We start from the raw sequence: 25,303 nt of genomic DNA on the forward strand, positions 1-25,303 counted from the left end.
GGAAAGCCCGGCGCCTTTCAATGACACGGCAATCTCAAAACACGGGGCGGTGATTGCCTAACCCTGCTTCAACCTGTCCAGGCCCGCTGCAAGCTCGTCACTCATCCCTGCAGTCTCCATGTGCAGACGCAGGCGCTGATTAAAGCCGCCTGGCGTATTCAGGGCCTCAATCAGGTCAGAGCAGCCTGAGGCCTGAAGACTGGTTGCGATCAGCATCCGCAGAAAATCCTCTCCCTGGGCGCCATCCGACACCCGGTCCCCCAGCCACTGCGCTGCATCGCCAACCATGCGGGTAACCGGCGACAGCACTGCCTGGGCACAGAGATAGGCCTCCAGCTCGGCGTCATCCTTCAGTGCAAAGACGGTATTCTGCGGAGCAAAGATCCGTTCAAGCAATTCAATATCGCCAAGCGCCATTACCGGAGAACCGCCCTGCGCAATACCCGGGAACGGAATCATAACGGCGGCCGCGCGTGCCGGCGCGGCCAGGTCGGAGATCCGGCCCAGGCCAGCTCCGGCCATGAAAGACACAACCTGCTGCCCTTCCCGGAATTCGAGGCCCCCGAGTATCTCTTCTGCGGCTTCAGCCATCAAACCCAGAAAGACCACATCGCTTGCGTCCAGCACGCCCTGGTTTGAAGCCACGGAAACTTCCTTGAATTCGGCCGCCAGTGCTGCGGAATGCGTCCGGCTGCGTTCAGACAAGGTGATCCGGTGCCCCCGCCCGGCGAGACCGCGCACCACCGCCGAGGCTATAGTGCCGCATCCGATAAATCCCAGGTTCATGTCAGATGTCCTTCATCAAGCGCAGCGCGTCATAGATGGCTGCATGGGTGTTACGCGCGGAAACGGCATCGCCGATCCGAAACAGCTGAAACCGTCCCTCAGGGTTTGTAGCAATTTCCTGCGGCCGGCCGTCAATCAGCGCCTCGTAATCCACTTCCCCCCGGTTCAGCGAGTGGTCCTTGAGGGCGAAATAGAGATCGTCAAGCGGCATGGTGCCGTAGTTTACCACAACCTGGTCATACTCAGCCTGGCGGGTTGAGCTGCCGTAGTCCGTGCCGACGGTGACCGTCAGCCGGTTGCCGGTGCGGCTGACACCGAGCAGGCGCCGGGCAACGGTGAAAGTCACCTCCTTATCCTGCAGAGCCCGCATGTAAGGCACCAGGTTCATTGCCATCACCTCGGGTGCAAATGTCCGGTCCGGTGTCATAACCTCGACCTTGGCCCCCGCATTGGCTGCGGCTTCCGCGGCCATCAGCCCCGGGTGATCCCCGCTTTCATCATAGACCAGCACGTGGTCAGACGGCTTCACATCGCCCGAAATAAGGTCCCAGGCTGAGATAACGCCGTCCGGCTCGCCGCGGGTTTCGAACAATTCCGTGTTGGCCATTCCTCCGGTGGCCACGATCACAACGTCCGGCTCAAGCGCCATCACATCGCCGGCCTCGGCCCATGTGTTGAATCTGAATTGGACATCGCGTGCGGCGCATTGCGACATGCGCCAGTCAATGATGCCGATCATTTCGGCCCGGCGCGGGTTCTGGGCCGTGAGGCGCACTTGGCCGCCCGGCTCGCCTGCAGCCTCGAAGACAGTGACATCATGGCCCCGTTCCGCCGCAACCCGTGCAGCTTCCAGTCCGCCGGGACCGGCCCCAACAATGACAATTTTCCGGCGGGCAGATGCCCGGGCAATCCCGTGCGGCATGGTCAATTCGCGGCCGGTGGCGGCATTGTGAATACACAGAGCCTCACCCGCCTGATAGATCCGGTCCAGGCAGTATGTGGCCCCGACACAGGGGCGGATATCGTCTTCGCGCCCTTCCGCAATCTTCCGCACAATATGCGGATCGGCCATATGCGCGCGCGTCATGCCGACCATATCCAGCTGCCCCGAGGCAACAGCGTGGCGGGCAGTTGCCACATCAGGAATTCTGGCGGCATGAAAGACTGGCATGCCGGTATCGGCACGCACCGCCGCAGCCAGATCCAGATGCGGAGCGCTGCGCATGCCCTGGACCGGTATCATGTCTGTCATTGCCGGATCGGTGTGAATGCGGCCCCGGTTCACATTGAAGAAGTCCACCTGGCCGGAAGCTTTCAGCACGCGGGCCATTTCCAGCCCCATTTCAGGGGTAATCCCGCCGTTCTGCGCCTCATCGGCGCCAAAGCGGACACCGATCACAAACTCATCGCCAACCCGCTGCCGCATCGCATCAAGGATGCTGCATGTCAGCTTCATCCGGCTGTCCAGACTGCCGGCCCCGAAAGGCCCGTCCAGGTCATTTGTCAGCGGCGAAATGAACTGGTCCAGCAGGTGGCCGTGGGTCATCAGCTCCACCCCGTCCATGCCTCCCTCTTTCATCCGCTCGGCAGCATCGGCAAAGTCGGAAGTAATACGGGCGATATCCCAGTCCTCGGCCAGCTTGGGGAACGCACGGTGGGCCGGCTCACGGTGGCGGGTGGAGGAGACTGCAGGCAGCCAGTCCCCCTTGTTCCAGCCGGTCCGGCGCCCCAGGTGCGTGAGCTGGATCATCACGGCTGCCCCATGCTCATGCACCCTCTCCGTCAGATTGCGGATCCAGGGCACCACCTCGTCCTTGTAGGCTAGAATATTGTTGAAGACCGGCGGGCTGTCCTTGCTGACCGCTGCGGACCCCGCTGTCATTGTCAGAGCCACACCCGCCTTTGCCCGTTCCGCATGATAGGCTGCGTACCGCTCCTTCGGCATGCCATCTTCCGGATAAGCCGGCTCATGGCTGGTCGTCATGATCCGGTTGCGCAGCGTCAGATGCTTCAGCTGGTAGGGCTGCAGCAGCGGGTCCTTGGACATGCGGGAATCTCCTGGAGAATTGTCTGGGGCGAGAGTATCGGACACCAACTTGACACATGTGTCAAGTTTACATTCACACCTGTCAGGAAATGTTGCCCGCCCTCTAATCCCCTGTTATGGGTGAGGCATGGACACCCCGGACATCTCCCGTACGCGCCTCAGGGAAGAGGATTGGCTTGCAGCCGCTTACGACGTGCTGACCGCCAGCGGAGTGGAAGCCGTGAAGGTGATGCCTCTGGCCAAGCGCCTCGGGGTATCGCGCACCAGTTTCTACTGGCACTTCAAGGACCGGGAAGAACTGCTGGAGGCAATGGTCCGCCGCTGGGAAGACAAGAACACCGGCAACCTGGTGGCGCGCACCGAAGCCTATGCGGAAAGCATCGCAGAAGCGCTGTTCAACCTGTTCGACTGCTGGATTGATCCCGAGCTGTTTGACGCCCGGCTGGATCTGGCGGTCCGCAACTGGGCGCGCACCGACACCGCTTTGCAAGCCCGGCTGGATGCCGCCGACATCCGGCGCGAACAGGCGATGACGGGAATGTTTCTGCGCTTCGGGTATGAGCAGCAGGACGCCCTGGTCCGGGCCAAGGCAATGATCTACACCCAAATTGGCTATATCTCGATGCAGGTCACCGAGAGCAAACGCTACCGGATCTCGCTGATGCCGGGCTATATCGAAGTGTTCTCAGGCAAACCGCCCGCCACGCGGGACCTTGACCGGTTTCTGGCCCGCCATCGCTGAAGAAGGCACTCCCGCCCGCTAGGCAGGCATCAAAGATGCCCGCGCAGCCGTTGGGCCGGGCGCCGCGCCCAATGGGCGCGGCGCGGATCGCTTCGGGCATTGCCCGAAGCGACACACCTCCACGGGACCAATCCAGATACCGAACGCCAGTGGCGGCCACCGCCGCGCCGCGCGCCAGCGCGGCGCCACCAAAAGCACGGGCGCGGAACCGATGGTTCCGCGCCCGCTCTGTTGTATCTGAACCTGACGGCCTTACTCCGCGGCGATCTGGCTCTCGATCTTTTCGACCTTCACCGCCGAGAACTTGAACTCGGGGATCTTGCCGTAGGGGTCCAGCGCCGGGTTGGTCAGGATGTTCGCTGCGGCCTCCACATAGGCAAACGGCACAAACACCATGTCCTCGGCAATCGCCCGGTCAGCACGTGCCATGATCTCAATCGAGCCGCGGCGGGTCGACAGGCGGATCATCTCGCCCGGTTCGATCCCCATCAGTTTCAGAGTGCGCGGGTTGAGCGAGCAGTTCGCTTCCGGCTCCACCGCATCCAGGACTTTGGACCGGCGGGTCATCGACCCGGTGTGCCAATGCTCCAGCTGGCGGCCGGTGGTCATGATCATCGGGTAGTCCGCATCCGGCGCCTCATCCGGCGGGATCACCGATGCCGGGGTAAAGCGGGCCCGGCCCTCGGGACGCGGGAAGCCGTCACCAAACACAATCGCCTGACCGGGGTCGGTCTCATGCAGCGACGGATAGGTGATGGTCTCGGTCTCCAGACGCTCCCAGGTGATGTTGTTCAGCGACTTCATGTTCAGCTTCATCTCGGCAAAGACTTCGCTGACATCCTTGTAGTCCCAAGGCAGGCCAATGCGCTGCGCCAGCTCGACAGTCACCTGCCAGTCTTCGCGCGCCTCGCCCGGAGGCGTCACGGCGGGACGCACACGCTGCACCTGACGGTTGGTGTTGGACACGGTGCCGTTCTTCTCATAAAGCGCGGAGGCCGGCAGGATGATGTCGGCATAGTTCGCCGTCTCGGTCAGGAAGATGTCCTGAACGATCATCAGCTCCAGCTTGGCAAAGGCGTCGCGCGCGTGATCGGCATCCGGATCGGACATCGCCGGGTTTTCACCCTGGATGTACATGCCCTTGATGTTGCCGGCATAGGCCTGATCGACGATCTCGGTCACGGTCAGGCCCTTCTCACTCGAGAAGTCGCCGCCGCCCCAGACGTCAGTGAAGCTCTTGCGGACATCATCCGAAGTCACGGTCTGATAATCCGGCAGGAACATCGGGATGAGGCCCGCGTCGGACGCGCCCTGCACATTGTTCTGGCCGCGCAGCGGGTGCAGGCCTGCACCCGGTTTGCCGACGTTGCCGGTCATCAGGGCCAGCGAGATCAGGCAGCGCGAGTTGTCGGTGCCGTGAATGTGCTGGGAGACGCCCATGCCCCAGAAGATCAGGCCCGCTTTGCCCTTTGCAAAGGTGCGCGCGACGCTGCGCAGCTGTTCAGGCGAGACGCCGCAGATTTCAGACATCTTCTCAGGCGTGAACTGCGCCAGATGCTGTTTTTCTGCTTCCCAGTTCTCGGTGTATTTGTCGATGTATTCCTGGTCGTACAGGCCTTCCTCAACAATCACGCTCATGATCGCGTTCAGCATCGACACGTCTGCGCCGGGGCGGAACTGCACCATCTCAGTCGCGAACCGGCGCAGGCCGACGCCGCGCGGATCCATCACAATGAGCTTGCCGCCGCGCTTGGTAAACTGCTTGAAGTAAGTCGCAGCCACTGGGTGGTTCTCGATCGGGTTGGAGCCGATAACAATCGCCACATCCGCGTTTTCGATCTCGTTGAAGGTCGCGGTCACAGCACCGGAGCCCACGTTTTCGATCAGCGCTGCAACCGAAGAGGCGTGGCACAGACGGGTGCAGTGGTCGACGTTGTTGTGCTTGAAGCCCTGGCGGATGAACTTCTGGAAGAGATAGGCCTCTTCGTTGGTGCATTTCGCCGAGCCGAAGCCTGCAACCGATTTCGGGTTCTCATCCCGCAGCTTGATCAGGCCCTTGGCGGCCAGATCCATCGCCTCTTCCCAGGATGCTTCGCGGAAGTGGGTCGACAGGTTGCCCGGATCGACATTCAAGCCTTTGGCCGGCGCGTCGTCGCGGCGGATCAGCGGTTTGGTCAGGCGGTGCGGGTGGTGGATGTAGTCAAAGCCGAAGCGGCCCTTCACACACAGGCGGCCTTCGTTGGCCGGTCCGTTAATGCCCTCCACATGCTTGACCTTGCCGTCCTTGACCTTGAGCGAGACCTTGCAGCCGACGCCGCAGAACGGGCAGACGCTTTCGGTCTCGGAATCGTAGTCCTTGCTGTCGCCAACCTGGTTTTCATCCAGCACGGTGGCGGGCATCAGCGCGCCGGTCGGGCAGGCCTGCACACATTCACCGCACGCAACGCAGGTGGACTGGCCCATCGGGTCGGCGATGTCGAAGGTCGGATAGGCGTCGTGGCCGCGGCCGGCCATGCCGATCACGTCGTTCACCTGGATCTCACGGCACGCACGCACGCACAGCCCGCAGGAGATACAGGCGTCCAGGTTCACCTTCATGGCGACATGGCTATCGTCCAGCAGCGGAATGCGGCCTTCTTCCAGCTTCGGGAAGCGGCTCTCTGTGACGCCGTTCAGCTCGGCCATGTCCCACATGTGGGAGGACTTGTCGTGCGCCTCTTCCTTCTTGGGCTGGTCAGCCACCAGCAGCTCCATCACCATCTTGCGGGCGTTTTCGGCGCGCGCATTGTTGGTGGTGACAACCATGCCCTCAGCGGGTTCACGGATACAGGAGGCGGCCAGCGTGCGCTCGCCTTCGATCTCGACCATGCAGGCACGGCAGTTGCCGTCCGGGCGGTAGCCCGGCTGCGGCTTGTGGCACAGGTGCGGGATCTTCAGCCCGCGGCCGTTGGCGACTTCCCAGATGGTCAGGCCTTTTTCCGCCGTGACCTGTTCGCCATCGAGTGTGAATGTGACTTGTTCGCTCATGGCTCAAACCTCCTCGGGGAAGTGCTTCATGGTCAGGCGGATCGGGTTCGGCGCAGCCTGGCCCAGGCCGCAGATCGACGCATCGACCATTGCGGTGCTCAGCTCTTCCAGCAGGCCCTGATCCCACTTCTTCTCGCTCATCAGCTTGACGGCTTTTTCGCAGCCCACCCGGCAGGGGGTGCACTGGCCGCAGCTTTCGTCTTCGAAGAAGCGCAACATGTTCAGCGCCGCATCGCGGGCCGAGTCCTGATCGGACAGGACCACCACGGCAGCGGACCCGATGAAGGTGCCATGCGGCTGCAGCGTGTCGAAGTCGAGCGGCACGTCATTCATCGATGCAGGCAGCAGACCCGAGGAGGGGCCGCCCGGCTGATACGCCTTGAAGGCGTGGCCGTCCAGCATACCGCCGCAGGCTTCGATGATATCGGTGATGGTGGAACCGGCGGGCAGCAGGTGCACGCCCGGGTTCTTCACGCGGCCGGACACCGAGTAGCTGCGCAGGCCCTTGCGGCCGTTCTTTTCAACCGAATTCAGGCATTCCGGACCTTCGCGGTTGATCTTGCAGACCCAGTAGAGGGTCTCGACGTTGTGGACGAGGGTCGGGCGGCCAAAGACACCCACCTGCGCCACAAACGGCGGACGGTGGCGCGGCTCGCCGCGCTTGCCTTCGATCGACTCGATCATCGCGCTTTCTTCACCGCAGATGTAGGCCCCTGCCCCGCGGCGCAGATCGATATAGCCTTGCTCGACGATGCCCGCGTCTTCCAGCGCCTTGATCTCGCGGCGCAGAATTTCCAGCACTGCCGGATATTCGTCGCGCATGTAGATGAAGGCTTTCTCGGCCTCGACGGCCCAAGCCGCCATCAGCATGCCTTCCAGGAAGACATGCGGGGTGCGTTCAAGGTAGTAACGGTCCTTGAAAGTGCCAGGCTCGCCTTCGTCACCGTTCACGGCCAGGTAGCGCGGACCTTCGTTGGCACGGACAAAGCCCCATTTGGTGCCGGACGGGAAGCCAGCGCCGCCCAGGCCGCGCAGGCCGGCTTCTTTGACTTTCGCCTGAACCGCTTCCCAGTCGCCACCCGCACGCAGGTCTTTCAGCGTGGCATAGCCGCCTTCGGCCTCGTAGGCTGCGAAGGTTTCATACTCGGGCACGTGTGCATGGGTGTCGTCTGCCGCAATCGCCGCTTCCACTTTCTCCACGGTCGCGTGGTCGATGTGGTTGTGGCCGATTTCCAGAACCGGGGCAGTGTCGCAGCGGCCCATGCAGGGCGCACGCAGCACGCGGACCTGGGAGGCATCCAGACCGTCTTCCAGCGCCTTCTGCAGCTGCTGGGCACCCGCCAGTTCGCAGGACAGCGAGTCGCAGACCCGGATGGTCAGCGCCGGCGGCGGGGTCTCGCCTTCTTTCACCACGTCGAAGTGGGCATAGAAAGTGGCCACCTCATATATCTCCGCCTGGCCGGTGCGCATTTCCTCGGCCAGAGCCCGGATATGCGCCGCGCTCAGGCAGCCGTATTTGTCCTGAATCAGGTGCAGGAATTCGATCAGAAGGTCCCGGTTGCGCGGGCGGTCACCCAGCAGCTCCTGAACCTCGCTCAGCGCAGAGTCATCGACCTGGCGGCCTTTCGGGGTTTTGCGCCCCTTGCCGCGGCCGGACTTCCATACGCCCTTGCTATCATCCAATGGTGCCATGGGGTCCTCCAGTCAGCACGTCTTTCATCCCGGAATGCCATCAAGAATGAATATCGTCAAATCTAGAAAACCGATTGCACGATAAGGATCGCTTATCACGCCATTTGCGGCATCCCGCGGTCTACAAACGTCGCAACCACCTCTTTCAAGGCCTGAACCGTGGTCAATTCCGGCGTCCGGTCCAAGGTGGCAATGCAAATCGGCCGCGATTGCTCGGGCTCGACCAGCGACAAAACCCGGGTTCCGCCCAGCCCGCCCAGCGCCTGCATCAGCGCCCTCGGCAGAATCGTTGCCACAGACCCCTCACGCGCCATCACCATCGAGGCCATGAAACCGTTGGATTCGGAGACGATCTCGGGCTTCAGCCCCAGGTCGGCAAAGATCCGGTCCAGAATGCGCCGGTTCTGCATCTGCTGGTCCAGCAGGCTCAGCGGCAGTTCCGCCGCCTCCGCCCAGCTGATTGCATCGCCGCGGCCTGCCACCATCTCCTCGGGTGCCAGCAGAACATAGCTCTCCTCATAAAGCGGCTGCACCGTCACCAGTTCCCGGCCCATGCTGTCGGCATAGGTAATTCCAGCATCAATTGTACCATCATAGAGCCGCTGCTGGATAGCCAGCGAGGTGGTGACTTCGACCTGAGCCAGAATCCGCGGATAGGCCTGGCGCACCTGATCTACCAGCTGCGCCGCCCAGGCGGTGGCGGTCGGCACCACCCCCAGCACCAGATTTCCGGTCACCTCACCGCGCGAGGCGGCAATTTCCTGCTCCAGCGCCTTGGCATCATCCAGGATCGAGCGCGCCCGGCGCACGATCATCATGCCCTCCTCAGTCAGGCCCTGAAACCGGTTGGCGCGGCGCACGATGGACAGGCCCAGCCGCTCCTCCAGATTGCGGATCCGCATCGAAAAAGCAGGCTGCGACATGCCGCAATCCGCGGCCGCCTTTGCGAAATGCTGATGCCGCGCCAGCGCAGTCAGCAGCTGAAGGTCCTTGAGTTCGATCATGCGCGGAGTTTACGCCGCCGCTGCCGGCCCGTGCAATGGGGCCAATTTTCCCAGGGCCGTCAAGCCTCGCTTTTGGCCTCCGCCAAGCGGGTTGCGGTGCTGTAGAGTTCGGCCAGTTCCTCCAGCGATTCCGCGGCGCGATCCAGTTGCCTGGCCAGTTCAGAGCGCCCGTCGAGCATCTGCACCAGCAACCGCTGCCGCACACCGCGCATCTGTTGCGACACCTGCTCTCCATCTGCAGTCAGGCTGTAAGTGACGCCCGAGCGCCCCGCACCCTGTTTGGACGTCAACCCGGCCGAAGCCAGCTTGCGCAGCGAATACTGAATATTGGGAATATCAATACGGTTGGTGGAACGGGCCAGTTCCTTGATAGTCTTCGCGCGCCCGCCGCTGCCAATCAGCAAAAGAAGCGTGATCTCAGCTCCGGTCAGCGGCACATTGCTCACTTGTTCAAAACATCCCGCCTGCCAGCGCGTCAGGCCCTCACTGGCCCGCTGAATAGCCAGCTCCAGCCGCTGCAGCCCGCCGCCGGGCAGCGCTTCATCCACAGGATCCAAGGCCAGGCCGGCGGCCAGATGCGGAAAAAGGGAAGGGTCGACTTTGTTATCCAACGAACAACTCCGATACATACAAATTTTTACGGCCCCTTGGGCCAGAAAGCCGTGGATCAAATTGCGGGAACCGCCAGTGCGTCCGATTCAGCCTGCCCCTTTGCCTGCAGGCAGGCCGGGGCCGGATCTTTTCCCGAAAATCCAACTCAAATTGGGCACAACATATCCAATCAAAACCGCCGGACTGCAATACCCGGCAGCGCATTCTATTTTACAACCTTTCCGGAAGTGCGGGAGCAGAGACTGTACCAGCTTGCCGCAGCCTCAACGCCCCTGGCATAGCCGGCAAAAGTCCGGGGAGGACCTAATGCCTGCTGGTGGCAGCGGCCGCCGATCAAGTTGCGGAAGTCCAGACCGGCGCCCCGAGGCAGAGGGCTTCGAAATTGGACACGTCATTTGCTGCAGCGCGACCGGATTGCTTGGGATACCGACCAAGCCCGAGGCAGTGCCGAGCTCAGATGAGGCAGCAACCCGGAGGCGGAACCGGTCTCTTCAAGCAGCCCGCCGTGATTGCAAACGTCAGCATTGATGCAAAAACTGCCTGCAACGAGATTTTTTGTCCGGCGGTCACGATCTCCCGCTTCACAGAAGGCGGACAAGCGCTCAAGATCGCCTATGCCAATTGCTACGGCCTGGCTTCCTCGGTTTGGACAAAGGACATTTTGACTGCCATGAAAATGACGTCCCAACTGCGCTACGGCATGACCTGGGTCACCCCCCTGGCATGCCCGCTGCTAAAATGCCCTGGGCCTCGATGAAAGACACTGGCTGCGATATGCGCGTCCATGCGCTGGATGTCTGTACATCCGTGCGCCATGCGGTGGTGGCCCACTGATGCGGCTGGCAGGGAAGAGAGCGCTGGTGACCGGCGGCCGCCAGGGGATCGGCCGGGGCATCGCCGAAGCCTTCCGCAACGAAGGCGCCGCTGTCATGGTCTGCGGGCGCGGCAAGCGGCCCGACGATCTGGACAAGCGTACCGCCTGGTTCACTCTGGATGTCACCGACGCCGCAGCTGTCAATGAATTGGCTGAGGATCTCGGCGGGCTGGAAATCCTGGTAAATAACGCCGGAGTGCAGGTGGAGAAAACCGTCCCGGACAGCACAGATGCAGATTGGGACACTGTGATCGGCACCAATTGCCGCGGGGTCTTCAACTGCTGCCGGGCATTCATTCCGCGCCTGTCCCAGGGCGGCTCGATCATCAATGTCGGCTCGACCTCCGGGCAGGCGGCTGACCCCACTATGGCTCTCTACAATGCCTCCAAGGCCTTTGTGCACGGGCTGACCCGCTCAATCGCGGTCGACCACGGCCCGCGGATCCGCTGCAATGCGATCTGCCCGGGCTGGATTGAAACCGGCATGCTGGAGGCTGGCTTCGATCTGTCCGAAGACCCGCAGGCCGCCCGCAAAGACGCCCTGTCCCGCCATGCCGCGGGGCGCTTCGGCAAGCCTGCCGACATCGCCGCCATGGCGGTCTGGCTGGCTTCGGACGAGGCCGCCTTTGCCACCGGCCAGCTGTTCACAGTCGATGGCGGCCTGACTGCAGCTTCACCCATCAACACGGGGCTTTTCTAGATGACTGGCATTTCCCATACCGCCGTCCTTGGCGCAGGCGTGATCGGCGCCAGCTGGACCGCACTGTTCCTGGCCTCCGGCCGCTCGGTTGCGGTCTATGATCCCGCGGATGGCGCTGAAGAGCGTGTGAAGTCCTATGTCGAACAGGCCTGGCCCGCTTTGACGGAACTGGGGCTGGCAAAGCACGGCCGTCCGGACCAGGTGACATTCCACAAGACGGCAGCGGAAGCGGTGCAAGGCGCCGGCTTCATTCAGGAAAACGTGCCGGAACGGCTGCCTGTCAAACACGCGCTGTTTGCAGAGATCGAAACCGCACTAGACCCGCAAGCGGTTGTCGCAAGCTCGGCCTCCGGCCTGACACTGGGGCAGATGCAGAACGGCTGGGAAAACCCTGCGCGCTTTGTTCTTGGCCATCCGTTCAACCCGCCGCATCTGATCCCGCTGGTCGAGATCATGGGCAACAGCAAAACCGGCACTCAGGCCGTCGAGGCGGCCGAAGCCTTCTACCAAGACCTCGGCAAAGTCACCATCCGCGTGAACAAAGAAGTGCCAGGCCATGTGGCCAACCGGCTGCAGGCGGCGGTTTGGCGCGAGGCGATTCACCTGGTCGCAAGCGGTGTCGCCAGCGTTGGCGATGTCGACAAGGCGATGTCGGCAGGCCCGGGTTTGCGGTGGGCAGCTATGGGGCCGACCGCGCTGTTCGGGCTTGGCGCCGGCCCCGGCGGGCTCGCCGCCTTCTGCGACCATTTCGCGGACACATTTAACGGCTGGTGGGAGGATCTTGGCACGCCGCAGCTGACGGCAGAAACCACGCAGATGCTGGTGGAAGGCCTGAACGCTGTCTCGCATGGCGTACCGGTCAGCGATCAAGCGGCACGCCGGGATGCGATGATCGTCGCCATCCAGCTGGCCCTCCGGCATATGGAGCAGCCGGAATAGCCTGAACAACTGCACCACAGAATGAGTACCGGCAAGACAGCCGCCTCCCGCCTACGCAAAAGACGAGAGGCGCTCCGTGCACGTGTGCTTACTGTCAAGACACAGCAAGACAGCTGGTTTGGCTTGGCGGCAAACGGTCTGGCACGCAGAAGCCGTCGCTGAGTTTCAGGAGCTCTTCGTGCTGGTGCCGTATTGCCAGCGGCATCAAGCACACCTTAAGATTGAATCACTTACAGTAACCAGGCGCTTACGTCATCGTGGTATCCATGGATAGCCGGGCTATGTGGTACATACAGGCGGCATCAGATTGGCCGCCGCCACGACTGCAGATCCGGCCTGCCAAGGCCGAAAGGACCGGTCAGCCGGAGTAACTTCCAAGGCCGCGAAAAGCCAGAAAGGTGCAGTATGACCAATGACATCAGCCCGCTTTCCCTGAACGTGCCAGAGCCAGGCTGCCGTCCGGGTACTACGCCCGATTTCTCCGATTTTGAGATCCCCCGGGCAGGCGCGGTGGCCCGCCCGCCCGTTGATGTGGACCCGGACACGATCCGCGATATGGCCTTCTCCATTGTGCGGGTGCTCAACAAAGAGGGTGAGGCGGTCGGCGACTGGGCCGGCGCGCTCGGCCCGGACGAACTGCGGCATGGGCTGCGCCACATGCAGCTGCTGCGTACGTTCGATGCGCGGATGCTCAACGCTCAGCGGCAGGGCAAGACCAGCTTCTATATGCAGCATCTGGGCGAGGAGGCCGTCAGCTGCGCATTCAGCCGCGCCCTGCAGCCGGGCGACATGAACTTCCCCACCTACCGTCAGGCCGGGCTGCTGATTGCAAGCGGTTATCCGATGGTCACGATGATGAACCAGATCTATTCCAACGCCGAAGATCCGCTGCACGGGCGTCAGCTGCCGATCATGTATTCCTCCAAGGAACACGGCTTCTTCACCATTTCCGGCAATCTGGGCACACAGTTTGTGCAGTCGGTCGGCTGGGCCATGGCCTCGGCAATATCCGGCGATACGAAGATTTCGGCCGGCTGGATCGGCGACGGCTCCACGGCCGAAAACGATTTCCACGCAGCCATGGTGTTTGCCTCGACCTACAAGGCACCCGTGGTCCTGAACATCGTCAACAACCAATGGGCCATATCCACCTTTCAAGGCATTGCCCGCGGCGGTGTCGGCACGTTTGCCGCCCGCGGCCATGGTTTCGGCATTGCGTCGGTCCGGGTCGACGGCAACGACTACCTGGCCGTTCATGCAGTGGCGAAATGGGCCTGCGAGCGGGCCCGGCGCGGGCATGGCCCGACTCTGATCGAACATGTGACCTACCGCGCCGGCGGGCATTCGACCAGCGATGACCCCTCCGCCTACCGCTCCCGGCGCGAGGCTGCAGCCTGGCCGCTGGGGGATCCGATTGAACGGCTGAAGCAGCACCTGATCACCATCGGCGAATGGAGCGAGGACCGCCACAAGCAGGCAGAGGCTGAGGTTCTGGATACGGTTGTTGCCGCCCAGAAGCAGGCCGAGGCGGTTGGCACGCTGACAGCCGGCAAGACGCCCAGCCCGCGCGATATGTTCGAAGGAGTTTATGAGACCATGCCGCCGCATCTGATCCGTCAGCGTCAGGAGGCTGGGTTCTGAAATGGCACAGATGACCATGATCGAAGCCATCCGCGAAGCGCATGACGTAGCGATGGCGGCAGATGACCGGGTTGTTGTCTTCGGCGAGGATGTCGGGTTTTTCGGCGGCGTCTTCCGCTGCACTGCCGGGCTGCAGGAGAAATATGGCAAATCCCGCTGCTTTGATGCGCCAATCAATGAATCCGGCATCGTGGGCACTGCCATCGGCATGGCCGCCTACGGGCTGAAACCCGTGATCGAAATTCAGTTCGCAGATTATGTCTATCCGGCTTATGACCAGATCGTCTCAGAGGCTGCCCGGCTGCGGCACCGGTCCAACGCCGATTTCACCTGCCCTATTGTAATCCGCATGCCGACCGGCGGCGGCATTTTCGGCGGCCAGACCCATAGCCAGAGCCCTGAGGCGCTGTTTACCCATGTGTCCGGGCTGAAAGTGGCCATGCCGTCAAACCCGCACGATGCTAAGGGGCTGCTGCTGGCGGCAATTGCCGATCCCGATCCGGTGATCTTTTTCGAGCCCAAGCGGCTCTATAACGGGCCGTTCGACGGCCATCACGACAAACCTGTTGAAAGCTGGAAAAACCATCCTCTTGGGGATGTCCCGGACGGGGATACCATTGTGCCTCTGGGCAAAGCGGCAATCCGGCGCGAGGGGGCAGATGTTACAGTTCTGGCCTATGGCACAATGGTGTATGTCGCCGAGGCCGCTGCAAAGGAAACCGGGGTTGATGCCGAAGTGATCGACTTGCGCAGCCTTCTGCCGCTGGATCTTGAGGCCATCACAGAGTCGGTGAGGAAAACCGGCCGGTGCGTCATTGTGCATGAGGCGACGCGCACCTCCGGCTTTGGAGCAGAGCTGATGTCGCTGGTGCAGGAAACCTGTTTTTACCACCTTGAAGCACCGGTCATCCGGGTGACCGGCTGGGACACGCCTTATCCGCACGCACAGGAATGGGAGTATTTCCCGGGGCCAGGCCGGGTCGGCGAGGCGCTCAAGAAAGTCATGGAGGACTGATCCATGGGTATTTTCGCAATCCGCCTGCCCGATATAGGCGAAGGCGTCGCCGAAGCTGAACTGATCGAATGGCACGTAAAACCAGGCGACATCGTCAAGGAAGACGACATTCTGGCAGCGGTGATGACTGACAAGGCTGCGGTCGAAGTCCCCTCTGCTGCCGAAGGCAAGGTTGTGGAGCTGGGCGGAGAAATCGGACAGATGCTTCCGGTCGGCTCTGTCCTGGTGCGCCTTGAGGTTGACGGCGCAGGCAATGAAAGCGAAGTGCAAGCGGACACCGGGAAACCGGCAGCGCCGCCAGCGGAACCAGAGCCCGCAACCGCGGAGGCACCCGTAAAACCACCTGCTGCCGCCCCTGTGCCCCGCAGCAACGGCACCAAGCCCTTGGCCTCCCCGTCAGTCCGGGCACGGGCGCGCGAAGAAGGCGTCGATTTGCGCCAGGTGCCCGGCACCGGCCCCGCCGGGCGCATCAGCCACGCTGACCTCGACAATTGGATCGCCTCCGGCGGCATCCAGCAGGGCGGGGTCATCCGCGCTCAGAACACCGGCATCGAAGAAGTGCGCGTAATCGGTATGCGCCGCCGGATTGCCGAGCAAATGGCACTGGCGAAGCAGCGAATACCGCATATCACCATCGTTGAAGAAGTGGAGATGAGCGCGCTGGAAGACCTGCGCGAAGCACTGAATGCCAAGCACGCGGAAACGCGGCCCAAGCTGACGCTGCTGCCCTTCCTGATACGCGCCATCGTTGAATCCGTACGCGAGCAGCCCGGACTGAACGCGCGCTTCGACGACGAGGCCGGGGTGATCCACCGGCACGGCGGCGTGCATGTGGGCATCGCCACGCAAACACCGCAGGGGCTGAGCGTGCCGGTCGTGCAGCACGCCGAGGCCGGCAGCCTGTGGGACAATGCCGCTGAAATCGCGCGCCTGGCAGAGGCTGCCCGCGAGGGTTCGATCAAACGGGCCGAGCTGAGCGGCGGCACAATCACCATCACCTCGCTTGGACCGCTGGGCGCTATCGCCACAACGCCGATCATCAACTACCCTGAAGTCGCCATCGTCGGCATCAACAAGATGCAGATCCGGCCAGTCTGGGACGGCCAGCAGTTCCAGCCCCGGCAGATGATGAACATCTCCTGCTCCTTTGATCACAGGGTGATCGACGGCTGGGATGCCGCGGTCTTTGTCCAAAAGCTGAAAACCCTGCTGGAAACTCCTGCCATGCTGTTTGTCGAGGGCTGAATGTCGGATATTAGCTGTAAACTACTGATTATCGGCGCAGGCCCCGGTGGCTATGTCTGCGCCATTCGCGCAGGCCAGCTGGGCATCGACACGGTTGTGGTCGACGAGGGCAAGCCCGGCGGCACCTGCCTGAATGAGGGCTGCATCCCTTCCAAGGCATTGATCCACGCTGCAGATGAATTTCACAAAATCGCCCGTGCCCCGCACGGGCCACTAGGAATATGCACCGGGACGCCGTCACTTGACTTTGCCAAGACAATCGCCTGGAAAGATGGCATCGTGCGGCGTCTGAACTCCGGCGTTTCAGCCCTGATGAAAAAGGCCAAGGTGCGCTTTGTCACTGGCCGTGCGCGGTTTCTGGACGGCAAGACGGTCTCGATTAACGGCAGCGGTGACGGCCAGATCATCCGGGCGGAATACATTGTGATTGCGTCTGGCTCTGCCCCGGTTGAACTGCCGGACCTGCCGTTCGGCGGCCCCATCCTCACCTCCAGCGAAGCCATGAAACTAACGCAGGTGCCCGAAAGCCTGGCAGTCGTCGGTGGCGGCTACATCGGGCTGGAGCTTGGCACCGCCTTTGCCAAGCTCGGCGCGCAGGTCACGGTGGCAGAGGCCGAAGACCGTATCCTGCCGCTCTATGACAGGGAACTGACACGCCCCGTCGAAGCCCGGCTGGACGCTCTGGGTGTGACAGTGCTGGCTGGTGCCAAAGCTCAAGGATATGCGGACGGCAGCCTGCAGACAGACCAGGGCCCCGTGGCCGCCGAAAAAGTGCTGGTCACCGTTGGCCGCCGTCCCCGCACCGCCGGGATTGGCATTGAGGAGCTTGCGCTGACTCAGGACGGTCCGTTTATCAAGATTGACAGCTACTGCCAGTCATCGATGCGCGGCATCTACGCTATTGGCGACGTGACCGGCGAACCGATGCTGGCCCATCGCGCCATGGCACAGGGGGAAATGGTGGCAGAGCATATCGCAGGCCATGCTGTTGAGTGGGACAAGCGGGCGATCCCCGCGGTATGCTTTACGGACCCCGAAGTGGTGTCCTGCGGTGCCGCGCCGGGTGAGATCGCCGGCACCTCATCTGCCAGCTTCCCATTGCAAGCCAACGGACGGGCACTGGCATCTGAGCGCGAAGACGGTTTTGTCCGTGTCGTCTGGCGCGACAGCGATCACGCAGTAGAAGGCATTCAGGCCGTGGGTGCCGGAGTGTCGGAACTGTCCGCCTCTTTCGCCCTGGCGATTGAAATGGGCGCATGCCTCGAAGACATCGGCGCGACAATCCACGCCCATCCGACTCAATCGGAAGCCCTGCACGAAGCCTGCCTGCACGCATTGGGGCAAGCTCTGCACATTTGATAACCCGAGGTTCTATCTCATGGCACGGGCCGCATGGTCGCAATGAGCTCAGCGGCTTTGAGGCCAAACTTGCGCATCTCTGATTTGTTCATGATGACGCCGCTGGAGGTGAGATACATCCAGTCGGTTGCCTTCAGCACATGCCCGCCAGCACTTTCGGGCAAAATGATCTCATACTCCAGCTGTACCGTGGATCCAGATACGGTGCCCTTCGCCTCTCCAATCAGGTCGTCGGCCGTGGCAGTAAAGGTATTGTCCGGGCCAAGCGTCAGATACCACTTCCGGTTTTGCGCCACGCCGTTGGAATAAGTAAACTCCTCGGACAAGGTGCCGGTGCTGCCATTCCATTCCCCCACCATCTTTGCGGTAAAGCTGTTGGCCATCTTGCCATCGGGACCAAAGATCAGCCCTTCGGAGAGGAACTCGCCGGACAGGTGCTTGTTCAGGATGAACTCCGGGCCTGTCCCGGCATAGTCTTCCGGCGACTGGAACCGGAAACTCAGCAGGTAGGTTTTTGCAATCATCGCAACAAGCGCGATCAGCAGCAGGGCAGTAAGCAGTTTCATGGCACAGGTCTCTCCGGTGGAAGCGTGAGGACAAAGGCAAAAGCAGCGGTTTTCAGAGCACAGGGCAGCACCGCATAGGCCAGGGTGAGGGCACCCAGCGCCTGCGCGTTGTTCGGTCCGCCGGGACGAAAGCCTTGCTGCTCCAGCAGCGGCAGGGCCAGGGCAGCGGCCAGCGCCAAAGCCAGCTTGCCTGCAAAGGACCAGATGCCAAAGGCGGCGGCAGCATTGAGGTCGGCCTTGGTGAGGGCAATGCTGAACATGGCGGGCAGCAGCACCATGTCGGCCCCAAGTGCTGCCCCGGAGGCCGCACAGATCAGGGCAAACCCCGCCAGGCTGCCAGCGCCGAGAAAGGCCGCGCCGGCAAAGCTTGCGATTGCCAGCGGCATCGCAAGCAGCAGGGTTGGCTTGGGGCTGATCCTCTGACTGATGCGCGTCCACAGCGGCACGCTGAAACCTGCGCAGAGAAAAAACAGCACCAGCAGCCCGCCTGCATAGTCTGCAAGCTGCAGCCGGTCCCCGGCAAAAAACAGGAACAAGGTGGACGTCAGCGCAACTGGCAGGCTGTTGAGCACCGCCAGGATCAGAAGCCTGATGGCCCCGGCGTTCGCCAGAGACCGAACGGACAGACACTGCCCCATGCGTGCCGGGCGGGTCCAAATGGGTCGGGTCAGCAACGCTGTCATCAACGCAAACAGGCCAAGAACCATGCCAAAGGCGCCATAGCCCTGGCCCGTTGCCCCCAGTGCCGCCAGAACGGCGGGAGCGATTGCTGCGAAAATGACGCCTGCCAGCAATCCTGCCTCGCGGTAGGCCGCCAGGGTGAGCAGCTCCCGAGGCTCGGGCCGTTTGGCCAGCGTGGCGCTGCGGCCATAGAGCAGTATCATGCCAAGGCTGTAGGCAGTGAACAGGACGATCAGGACCAGAACCAGCCGGCCCGCGGCCTGCGGCCCCGGGCCCAGCGAGAACAGCAGTGGAAAACCGATCGCCAGCCCGCCGGCCGCCAGCATGGCAAGGCTAAGTTGGGCGCGGGGCCAGCGGTCGGCCATCCAGCCAATCAGCGGATCCTGAACCAGATCAACCAGGCGGATGGCCAGCAGGATCGCGCCGAGCGTGCCCAATCCGAGCCCCAACTCCACCGAAGCAAACTGCGGCAAGTGGATGTAGAGCGGAATACCAGCTGAGGCGAGCATCATCGCATACAGGCTGACACGGGGGTACAGGACTGTCATCCCAACAGGCCGCGGGTAAAGCTGGCCGACCGGGAATTCTCACCCAGAAAGATGGACATGAAGTTCCGTTTGATTTGCGGATACCGAAGACTGCAGGTTTTGCGTCCGTTGCGCAGGAAGTCGATCTGATCCGCGCCCCGGCTGACAGCCAGATAACGGTCGCCGGGCGCCACATTTTGAAAGCAGGCGGCAAGCATCGCTTCCGGCGGTACCGGGCTGCCCATGCGGCGCATCTCGCGCAGGGTGGCCCCGGTCAGGTCAGCCTGGCTGATCCGGCGCTGATAAATCAGTTCGATTCCGAAATCCTGCGACCAGTCAAGCGGCGCCGCCCCCTTGGTGAACAGCCTGGCCTGATAGACCGGCAGGCCAAGCAGCCTGAACACCGCGGTGCCGCGCTGCTCCGCTCCTGGCAGCAGCGATTGCAGCTGGCTGGCCGAAACGGGCGGCGCCAGCAGGCAAAGGATGGCAATCAGCCTAAGCATGGGCCAGCTCCACTTGCACCACATTGGTGTGCCCGATGGCAAAGGAAGCGGCGCAAATCTCAAGGTAGTACTGCCAGTTGCGGAAGAAGGCTTCGCCGTAGCCCAGCCCCGAGATCCGGCGTTTCTGATCCGCAAGGCGCTGCGCCCAGATGCGGCAGGTCTTTCCGTAGTCCTGACCAAAGGCAAAGCTGTCACGGACCTGCAGCCCGGCGGCACCGGCCTGCTGCGTGATCACTTGATCGCTCAGCAGCATGCCTCCGGGAAAGACATACTGGCGGATGTAGTCCGAGGACCTGCGGTAAGTCTGGAAGAATTCATCGCGCACAGTGATAGCCTGCAGCACCACCCGCCCGCCCTCAGCCAGATTGCTTTTGAGCTTGGCAAAATAGTTGGGCCAGTAGCGTTCGCCCACCGCTTCGATCATCTCGATCGAGACGATGTTGTCGAATTTCCCTTCGATATCGCGGTAATCGCGCAGCTGGATGTCCGCGCGCCCGTCCAGGCGGCTTTCGGCATAGCTGTGCTGGTTGCGGGAAATGGTGACACCGGTCACGTCACGGCCTTCAGCGCTGGCCTGTTCGGCAAATCCGCCCCAGCCGCAGCCGATTTCCAGCACCCGCTCGCCCGTTCCCAGCCGTGACAGGATGCGGTCATTCTTGCGGGCCTGTGCCTTGGCAAGATCGCCGCAACCGTCACCAAACAAGCCGGAGGAATAGGTCATCCCGTCGTCCAGCCAAAGCTGGTAGAATTCGTTGCCCACATCATAGTGCGCGCGGATGTTCTTACGGGCACCGCGTTTGGAGTTCGCGCGCAGCAGGGTGTCGACGATACGGAACTTCGCCCGGTTCAGCGGGCTGGCCTGGTCATAGCTGCCGAGATGGTCCCGGTTCAGCATGGCAAGCTGCATCAGCCCTTCGACCGACGGCGTGTCCCAGAGGCCCTGCACATATGCCTCGCCCAGACCGACCTGACCATGCGCCGCCATGGCAGAGACCGCGGCCCAGTCATGGATCTGCATTTCCGCCTCTGCCCCCCGGTCGCCGAATTCATAGCGCGCACCATCCGGTGTCCGCAGCGTCAGCCGCCCTTCACGCAGACGCGCGCAGGCTGAGAGGAATTCTGACTGCAGGGCTTTGTCTGTGAATGCCATGTTCTGTTCCTTTCGCCGGGTATGCGGTGAGTGAATTCATCATGCGGACAATCCGCATGGCGCTGGCGATGCCGTCTTCATGAAAACCATGCCGGTTATAAGCACCGGCAAACCAGGTGCGGTTCTGCCCCTGCATTGCCCGGATCTGCCGCTGCGCCCGCAGCGCGGCGCGGTCAAAGACCGGATGGGCAAACTCAACCCGGTCATAGATCTTCCCTGCCGGGATGGGGCGGGACGGGTTCAGTGTGACGAACAGCGGATCGCTCTCGGGAATGTTCTGCAGCCGGTTCATCCAGTAGGTCACCCCGACGCCGCCGTCCTGGCTGCGGTAGGCCCAGCTGGACCAGCAATTGCGCCTCCGGGGCATCTGCCCCTCATCGCAATGCAGCACCGCCGTGTTCGGCTGGTATCGGATAGCGCCAAGCGCTGCTGCTTCGGCCGGGGTTGCATCAGTGCCCAGAATGGCAAGCGCCTGATCCGAATGGCAGGCAAAGATCACCTCGTCAAAGGAGCCCGGTTCCTGCCCTTTCATGTGCAGTGCAACGCCAGATCCGCGGCGGACAACCTTGCGGACGGGCGTCCCGGTCCGGATCAGGCATCCGCGGGCAATCAGCGCAGCCTCCAAACGGCGGACGTATTCGATGCTGCCGCCCTGGACCGTCCACCACTGGTGCTTGCCAATACCGGCCAGCAGCGCGTGATTGCGGAAGAACTGCACCAGCGATTTTGCCGGAAACGCTTCCACATCGCTGACCGGCGTGGACCAGATCGCCCCGCACATCGGCATCAGGTAATTGTTGCGGAACCAATTGCCCAGGCCCAGTTCATCCACCAGCTCGCCGATGGTTTTCTCGTCGTCTCCGGCCGCCGCTTCGGCTTGTTTGCCGAACCGGATGATGTCGGCGATCATCTTGTGGAATTGCGGCCGGATCAGGTTGCTCTTCTGCGCTGTGAGCATGCGCAGATTGTTCAGCCCGTATTCCAACCTGCCATTGTCGATGCTGGCGCAAAAACTCATCTCGCTTTTCATCACCGGCACATCCAGTTCGCGGAACAGCCTGGTGAGATAGGGGTAAGTTGCATAGTTGAAGACGATGAAGCCGGTATCGACGGGCTGATCCCCGTTCCTGCCTGCCAGAACCGTGCGGGCATGGCCGCCAAGCCGGGGGGCGGCCTCAAACAGTGTGATGTCATGGTTGGCTGCCAGGAAGTAGGCTGCGGACAGGCCGGAGATACCGCCTCCGATGATCGCGATTTTACGCCGCGGGCCCTGCGTCTGATCCAGCATAAGCAGCTTTCCTTCCTGTTGTTTGAAGGTGTTACGGAGCACACTGGGGGCCGGATCACTGCGGAAGGAATATTTTCCTGTTATGTGATCCGAAGCGCTCCCGCGCGCGTAGAAGCCGTATGATTGAGCATGTGCCCGCCCAAACCTTTCACGCCCGCAGGGGCGGTTTGAAAAACGCCTTCCGGTACGGTGTGGACTATTTCCTGACCGATTTGACCGAAGGTGCGCCGCCCTTGCTATCGCGTAACCGGTTCAATCTGTTCTCCATCCACGACCGCCACCACGGCGGCCCGCGCGGGGCAGGCAGCGGTGTTCGCTGGTTCCGCGATCAATTGCGGCAGCGCGGCTTTCCTATTGAAGGTGCACAACTGCTGCTGCTGACCCAGCCGAGCTTTCTGTGGTTTCATTTCAACCCGGTAAGCTTCTGGATCGCTGTCAGGGACGGAACACCAAGAGCTTTCATCGCCGAGGTGAACAACACCTTCGGCCACCGCCATTGCTACTTTGCAGCGCACCCGGACTACCGGCCAATCCGCCAGGACGAGGTGATCGGCGCTGAAAAGCTGATGCATGTGTCTCCGTTTCAGCAGGTCGCCGGCAGCTACCATTTTCATTTCGGGATGACGGACAGCGCCTTCAACATCCGGATTTCCTACAGGAACGGCGGCCAAGGCGTGCTGGCAACGCTGAACGGGCTGCGCCGCCCGGCCTCCACGGCCTCACTGGCGGGGGCCGCCCTGCGCAGACCCTTAGGGGCGCTCCGGGTGGTGGCGCTGATTTACTGGCAAGCGCTGAAACTCTGGGTAAAGCGGGCACCATTTCTCAAGAAGCCCGCGCCGCCTGAACCGCTCGTCTCCGACAGCTCTACCTATTCAGGCCGCAAGGCATGAACAGCTTTCGCGGCAAGACTGTCTGGCTGGTCGGCGCAAGCCACGGGCTGGGGCGCGAGATCGCCCGGCAGCTGGACCGGGAGGGCGCCCGGCTGATCCTGTCAGCCCGCTCAGAAGGCGCGCTGCAAGCGCTGGCCGGCGAGCTGGCCCGGGCACAGCCGCTGCCAATGGATGTAACGGATACGGCCTCGGTCGCGCAGGCGGCGCAGCTGGCGGGCACCGTGGATGCGGTCATCTACAATGCCGGAGCCTATGAGCCGATGCGCACCCAGGTCTGGGACACCGGCGCAGCACTGAAGATGAGCGACGTGAACTACAACGGCGCCCTCAGGGTTCTGGGGCAGGTGCTGCCAGACTTCGTCAAAGAAGGCCGAGGAGAAATCGCATTGATCGGGTCGCTGGCCGGATACCGCGGGTTGCCCGCCGCCATCGGCTATGGCGCAAGCAAGGCCGCGCTGATCAGCCTGGCAGAAACCATGCGGCATGATCTGAATGGGTCCGGCGTAACGGTTCGCATCATCAACCCGGGGTTTATCAAGACCCGGCTGACGGACAAGAACAGCTTTGCCATGCCGCAGATGATGACTCCGGAATTGGCGGCAAGGCAGGTTCTGGCAGCGCTGAAATCGCACCGCTTCCGAACAGATTTCCCGCGCCCGTTTTCCTGGATGATCAAACTGCTGCACCTGCTGCCCGACTTGCTGATCTACCGCGGCAGATAAGGTCAGTTTCAGATCCTGAACAGCGGCTGCAGAAGGCGCGGCATCAACGCGTTGAACCGCAGAGGAGCATCAGTGGCCGCCAAGCAAATACAGGGGTCGCCGGCATCTGCCACCGGCGTATGCTCCAGATCCTCATCGCCGATCTCGACATCCCCGACGCCGAACCGGCCCGTCTCGTCGCTGAAACTCCCTTGAAGCACCAGCGTCAGCTCCAGGCCGTTGTGACTGTGATCGGGCACCGCCTGCCCTGCCGGAATATACAGCAGCCGGGCCGAACCGCCGTCGCCTTCGTACAGAATGTTCTGCTTCACGCCCATGCCCAGGGTCCGCCAGCGCGGGGCGCCGCCCTTCAGGGCCTGCATCACAGGGCCAGGGTAAATCCCTCTGGCGTCATAGACCGGCTCCGGCATTGCGGGCTCATCCAGCATCGCCATAACGCTGGCCTTCATTCCGGGCGACAGTTCTTCGCTTTGCGCCGTTTCCAGCAGGGCGCCGCCGGCGCTTTGATGGGCGCCAAGCGCAGCTTGGCAGTCGCGGCAATAGGACAGGTGGCTGGCCACCACCATGGCAAAGGCATGCGGAAGACTACCGGCTGCATAGGCGGCGATCATTGCATCGGGGATATGATGGGTGATTGCAGGCATTTCAGCGCAATCCTTTTAGTTCTTTGCGCAACCGCCCCAGGCCGAGGCGGATTCGCGATTTGACGGTACCAAGCGGCAGGCCGGTCCGGCTGCTGATCTCCTGATGGGTCAGCTCGCCGAGATAGGCCTTTTCGATCATCTCTTTCTGATCCGGCTGCAGCTGCTGGATTGCCAGCTTCAGCTGTTCGGCTTCCTGCTCCAGCCCCAGGATCTGGCTGGCATCCGGTTCCAGCCCGGGATCCTCGCCCAGTTCATCCGGAACCGGGCGGTGTTCCTTCCGGACAATATCAATATGGCGGTTTCGGGCGATCTGATAAATCCAGGCCGAAGCCTGCGCCCTGTGCGGATCAAACTGGGACGCCTTGCGCCAGATGGTAAGCATGACGTCCTGCACGATCTCCTCTGCCAGCGCAGAGCTGGCGCCGGAGCGGATCACAAATCCTTTCAGCCGCGGCGCCAGATGGTCGAACAGCGCACTAAAGGCGGCCCGGTCCCGCTGATCGCGGACTGCAAGCATCCAGATCGTCAGCTGAGAAAACGCTTTGCCGTTTGACACTGCTGCTGTGCCCCTTGGGGAAATCCCGCGCAGTGTTTCCCTGCCGGGCGGACTGTCCAAATTTACTGTCACCATAAAGCGGATACGGCACCA

23 protein-coding genes are annotated in these 25,303 nt (G+C 62.3%); 10 read left to right on the forward strand and 13 right to left on the reverse strand.

What is annotated here, in order from left to right:
• Positions 1-57: 57 nt before the first annotated feature.
• Complete coding sequence (locus RA20_RS17285; protein ID WP_039131554.1) at positions 58-786, reverse strand: NAD(P)-binding domain-containing protein; 729 nt, start codon at positions 784-786, stop codon at positions 58-60.
• A 1-nt stretch (position 787) separates the two neighbouring features.
• A complete protein-coding gene (locus tag RA20_RS17290; protein ID WP_039131556.1) occupies positions 788-2,833 on the reverse strand; it encodes an NADH:flavin oxidoreductase in 2,046 nt (681 codons plus the stop codon).
• A gap of 127 nt (positions 2,834-2,960) precedes the next feature.
• On the opposite strand from RA20_RS17290, the gene RA20_RS17295 reads away from it, so the two are divergent.
• Positions 2,961-3,575 (forward strand): TetR/AcrR family transcriptional regulator, encoded by a 615-nt coding sequence (locus RA20_RS17295; protein ID WP_039131559.1) that lies wholly within the window; start codon positions 2,961-2,963, stop codon positions 3,573-3,575.
• A 252-nt stretch (positions 3,576-3,827) separates the two neighbouring features.
• Here the strand turns inward: RA20_RS17295 and fdhF are convergent, their stop codons facing one another.
• The 4 genes from fdhF to RA20_RS17315 form a co-directional block, all read right to left on the reverse strand.
• On the reverse strand, positions 3,828-6,602 hold the full coding sequence (fdhF, locus tag RA20_RS17300) for a formate dehydrogenase subunit alpha (RefSeq protein ID WP_039131561.1): 2,775 nt from the start codon (positions 6,600-6,602) through the stop codon (positions 3,828-3,830).
• Between the two features lie 3 nt (positions 6,603-6,605).
• Complete coding sequence (locus RA20_RS17305; RefSeq protein ID WP_039131563.1) at positions 6,606-8,294, reverse strand: NAD(P)H-dependent oxidoreductase subunit E; 1,689 nt, start codon at positions 8,292-8,294, stop codon at positions 6,606-6,608.
• Positions 8,295-8,389: 95 nt separating this feature from the next.
• Positions 8,390-9,298: a LysR family transcriptional regulator gene (locus RA20_RS17310; protein WP_039131566.1), complete on the reverse strand. Its 909-nt coding sequence runs from the start codon at positions 9,296-9,298 to the stop codon at positions 8,390-8,392.
• Positions 9,299-9,357: 59 nt separating this feature from the next.
• A complete protein-coding gene (locus tag RA20_RS17315) occupies positions 9,358-9,969 on the reverse strand; it encodes a winged helix DNA-binding protein (RefSeq protein WP_241482278.1) in 612 nt (203 codons plus the stop codon).
• Positions 9,970-10,367: 398 nt separating this feature from the next.
• On the opposite strand from RA20_RS17315, the gene RA20_RS24760 reads away from it, so the two are divergent.
• The 7 genes from RA20_RS24760 to lpdA all read left to right on the forward strand — a co-directional run bounded on the left by RA20_RS24760 (position 10,368) and on the right by lpdA (position 17,683).
• Positions 10,368-10,667, forward strand: coding sequence for an aldehyde dehydrogenase family protein (locus RA20_RS24760; protein WP_052249048.1), 300 nt, complete (start codon positions 10,368-10,370; stop codon positions 10,665-10,667).
• A gap of 76 nt (positions 10,668-10,743) precedes the next feature.
• On the forward strand, positions 10,744-11,484 hold the full coding sequence (locus RA20_RS17325) for an SDR family NAD(P)-dependent oxidoreductase (protein WP_039131568.1): 741 nt from the start codon (positions 10,744-10,746) through the stop codon (positions 11,482-11,484).
• Positions 11,485-12,423: a 3-hydroxyacyl-CoA dehydrogenase NAD-binding domain-containing protein gene (locus RA20_RS17330; protein ID WP_039131570.1), complete on the forward strand. Its 939-nt coding sequence runs from the start codon at positions 11,485-11,487 to the stop codon at positions 12,421-12,423.
• A gap of 405 nt (positions 12,424-12,828) precedes the next feature.
• Positions 12,829-14,064 carry a 3-methyl-2-oxobutanoate dehydrogenase (2-methylpropanoyl-transferring) subunit alpha gene (locus RA20_RS17335; RefSeq protein ID WP_039131573.1) on the forward strand — a complete coding sequence of 412 codons (1,236 nt, stop codon included), beginning with the start codon at positions 12,829-12,831 and terminating at the stop codon, positions 14,062-14,064.
• Between the two features lies 1 nt (position 14,065).
• Positions 14,066-15,079 (forward strand): alpha-ketoacid dehydrogenase subunit beta, encoded by a 1,014-nt coding sequence (locus RA20_RS17340; protein WP_039131575.1) that lies wholly within the window; start codon positions 14,066-14,068, stop codon positions 15,077-15,079.
• A gap of 3 nt (positions 15,080-15,082) precedes the next feature.
• Positions 15,083-16,324 carry a dihydrolipoamide acetyltransferase family protein gene (locus RA20_RS17345; protein WP_039131578.1) on the forward strand — a complete coding sequence of 414 codons (1,242 nt, stop codon included), beginning with the start codon at positions 15,083-15,085 and terminating at the stop codon, positions 16,322-16,324.
• Positions 16,325-17,683, forward strand: coding sequence for a dihydrolipoyl dehydrogenase (gene lpdA, locus RA20_RS17350; protein WP_039131580.1), 1,359 nt, complete (start codon positions 16,325-16,327; stop codon positions 17,681-17,683).
• Positions 17,684-17,700: 17 nt separating this feature from the next.
• On the opposite strand, the gene RA20_RS17355 is transcribed toward lpdA, so the two are convergent.
• From RA20_RS17355 to RA20_RS17375, 5 genes are read right to left on the reverse strand one after another with little or no spacing between them, the layout of a single operon-like run.
• Positions 17,701-18,249 (reverse strand): DUF3833 family protein, encoded by a 549-nt coding sequence (locus RA20_RS17355; RefSeq protein ID WP_039131583.1) that lies wholly within the window; start codon positions 18,247-18,249, stop codon positions 17,701-17,703.
• Positions 18,246-19,478: an MFS transporter gene (locus RA20_RS17360; protein ID WP_039131585.1), complete on the reverse strand. Its 1,233-nt coding sequence runs from the start codon at positions 19,476-19,478 to the stop codon at positions 18,246-18,248. The genes RA20_RS17355 and RA20_RS17360 overlap by 4 nt, the downstream gene beginning before the upstream one ends.
• Complete coding sequence (locus RA20_RS17365; RefSeq protein WP_039131588.1) at positions 19,475-19,960, reverse strand: hypothetical protein; 486 nt, start codon at positions 19,958-19,960, stop codon at positions 19,475-19,477. Before RA20_RS17365 ends, RA20_RS17360 begins: the two co-directional genes overlap by 4 nt.
• Positions 19,953-21,110, reverse strand: a complete 1,158-nt coding sequence (locus RA20_RS17370; RefSeq protein WP_039131590.1) for an SAM-dependent methyltransferase — start codon at positions 21,108-21,110, stop codon at positions 19,953-19,955. Before RA20_RS17370 ends, RA20_RS17365 begins: the two co-directional genes overlap by 8 nt.
• Positions 21,049-22,398: an NAD(P)/FAD-dependent oxidoreductase gene (locus RA20_RS17375; protein ID WP_039131591.1), complete on the reverse strand. Its 1,350-nt coding sequence runs from the start codon at positions 22,396-22,398 to the stop codon at positions 21,049-21,051. Before RA20_RS17375 ends, RA20_RS17370 begins: the two co-directional genes overlap by 62 nt.
• Positions 22,399-22,517: 119 nt before the next feature.
• Between RA20_RS17375 and RA20_RS17380 the strand changes: the two genes are divergently transcribed.
• Complete coding sequence (locus RA20_RS17380; protein WP_039131595.1) at positions 22,518-23,288, forward strand: DUF1365 domain-containing protein; 771 nt, start codon at positions 22,518-22,520, stop codon at positions 23,286-23,288.
• Complete coding sequence (locus RA20_RS17385) at positions 23,285-24,010, forward strand: SDR family NAD(P)-dependent oxidoreductase (RefSeq protein ID WP_039131596.1); 726 nt, start codon at positions 23,285-23,287, stop codon at positions 24,008-24,010. The genes RA20_RS17380 and RA20_RS17385 overlap by 4 nt, the downstream gene beginning before the upstream one ends.
• 8 nt (positions 24,011-24,018) lie before the next feature.
• Here the strand turns inward: RA20_RS17385 and RA20_RS17390 are convergent, their stop codons facing one another.
• Positions 24,019-24,654 (reverse strand): ChrR family anti-sigma-E factor, encoded by a 636-nt coding sequence (locus tag RA20_RS17390; RefSeq protein WP_039131598.1) that lies wholly within the window; start codon positions 24,652-24,654, stop codon positions 24,019-24,021.
• A 1-nt stretch (position 24,655) separates the two neighbouring features.
• On the reverse strand, positions 24,656-25,285 hold the full coding sequence (locus RA20_RS17395) for a sigma-70 family RNA polymerase sigma factor (RefSeq protein ID WP_052249049.1): 630 nt from the start codon (positions 25,283-25,285) through the stop codon (positions 24,656-24,658).
• Between the last annotated feature and the right edge of the window lie 18 nt (positions 25,286-25,303).

This window comes from Leisingera sp. ANG-Vp, from assembly GCF_000813725.1.
Classification (GTDB): Bacteria; Pseudomonadota; Alphaproteobacteria; order Rhodobacterales; family Rhodobacteraceae; genus Leisingera.

What these genes read in the sequence shown, in the direction of transcription:
- RA20_RS17365 (WP_039131588.1), bottom strand. Translation starts at nt 19,960, where the DNA reads ATGCTTAGGCTGATTGCCATCCTTTGCCTGCTGGCGCCGCCCGTTTCG.
- RA20_RS17340 (WP_039131575.1), top strand. Translation starts at nt 14,066, where the DNA reads ATGGCACAGATGACCATGATCGAAGCCATCCGCGAAGCGCATGACGTA.
- RA20_RS17395 (WP_052249049.1), bottom strand. Translation starts at nt 25,285, where the DNA reads ATGGTGACAGTAAATTTGGACAGTCCGCCCGGCAGGGAAACACTGCGC.
- RA20_RS17285 (WP_039131554.1), bottom strand. Translation starts at nt 786, where the DNA reads ATGAACCTGGGATTTATCGGATGCGGCACTATAGCCTCGGCGGTGGTG.
- RA20_RS17345 (WP_039131578.1), top strand. Translation starts at nt 15,083, where the DNA reads ATGGGTATTTTCGCAATCCGCCTGCCCGATATAGGCGAAGGCGTCGCC.
- lpdA (WP_039131580.1), top strand. Translation starts at nt 16,325, where the DNA reads ATGTCGGATATTAGCTGTAAACTACTGATTATCGGCGCAGGCCCCGGT.
- RA20_RS17380 (WP_039131595.1), top strand. Translation starts at nt 22,518, where the DNA reads ATGATTGAGCATGTGCCCGCCCAAACCTTTCACGCCCGCAGGGGCGGT.
- RA20_RS17355 (WP_039131583.1), bottom strand. Translation starts at nt 18,249, where the DNA reads ATGAAACTGCTTACTGCCCTGCTGCTGATCGCGCTTGTTGCGATGATT.
- RA20_RS17310 (WP_039131566.1), bottom strand. Translation starts at nt 9,298, where the DNA reads ATGATCGAACTCAAGGACCTTCAGCTGCTGACTGCGCTGGCGCGGCAT.
- fdhF (WP_039131561.1), bottom strand. Translation starts at nt 6,602, where the DNA reads ATGAGCGAACAAGTCACATTCACACTCGATGGCGAACAGGTCACGGCG.
- RA20_RS17385 (WP_039131596.1), top strand. Translation starts at nt 23,285, where the DNA reads ATGAACAGCTTTCGCGGCAAGACTGTCTGGCTGGTCGGCGCAAGCCAC.
- RA20_RS24760 (WP_052249048.1), top strand. Translation starts at nt 10,368, where the DNA reads ATGAGGCAGCAACCCGGAGGCGGAACCGGTCTCTTCAAGCAGCCCGCC.
- RA20_RS17390 (WP_039131598.1), bottom strand. Translation starts at nt 24,654, where the DNA reads ATGCCTGCAATCACCCATCATATCCCCGATGCAATGATCGCCGCCTAT.
- RA20_RS17290 (WP_039131556.1), bottom strand. Translation starts at nt 2,833, where the DNA reads ATGTCCAAGGACCCGCTGCTGCAGCCCTACCAGCTGAAGCATCTGACG.
- RA20_RS17325 (WP_039131568.1), top strand. Translation starts at nt 10,744, where the DNA reads ATGCGGCTGGCAGGGAAGAGAGCGCTGGTGACCGGCGGCCGCCAGGGG.
- RA20_RS17335 (WP_039131573.1), top strand. Translation starts at nt 12,829, where the DNA reads ATGACCAATGACATCAGCCCGCTTTCCCTGAACGTGCCAGAGCCAGGC.
- RA20_RS17360 (WP_039131585.1), bottom strand. Translation starts at nt 19,478, where the DNA reads ATGACAGTCCTGTACCCCCGTGTCAGCCTGTATGCGATGATGCTCGCC.
- RA20_RS17305 (WP_039131563.1), bottom strand. Translation starts at nt 8,294, where the DNA reads ATGGCACCATTGGATGATAGCAAGGGCGTATGGAAGTCCGGCCGCGGC.
- RA20_RS17375 (WP_039131591.1), bottom strand. Translation starts at nt 22,398, where the DNA reads ATGCTGGATCAGACGCAGGGCCCGCGGCGTAAAATCGCGATCATCGGA.
- RA20_RS17330 (WP_039131570.1), top strand. Translation starts at nt 11,485, where the DNA reads ATGACTGGCATTTCCCATACCGCCGTCCTTGGCGCAGGCGTGATCGGC.
- RA20_RS17295 (WP_039131559.1), top strand. Translation starts at nt 2,961, where the DNA reads ATGGACACCCCGGACATCTCCCGTACGCGCCTCAGGGAAGAGGATTGG.
- RA20_RS17370 (WP_039131590.1), bottom strand. Translation starts at nt 21,110, where the DNA reads ATGGCATTCACAGACAAAGCCCTGCAGTCAGAATTCCTCTCAGCCTGC.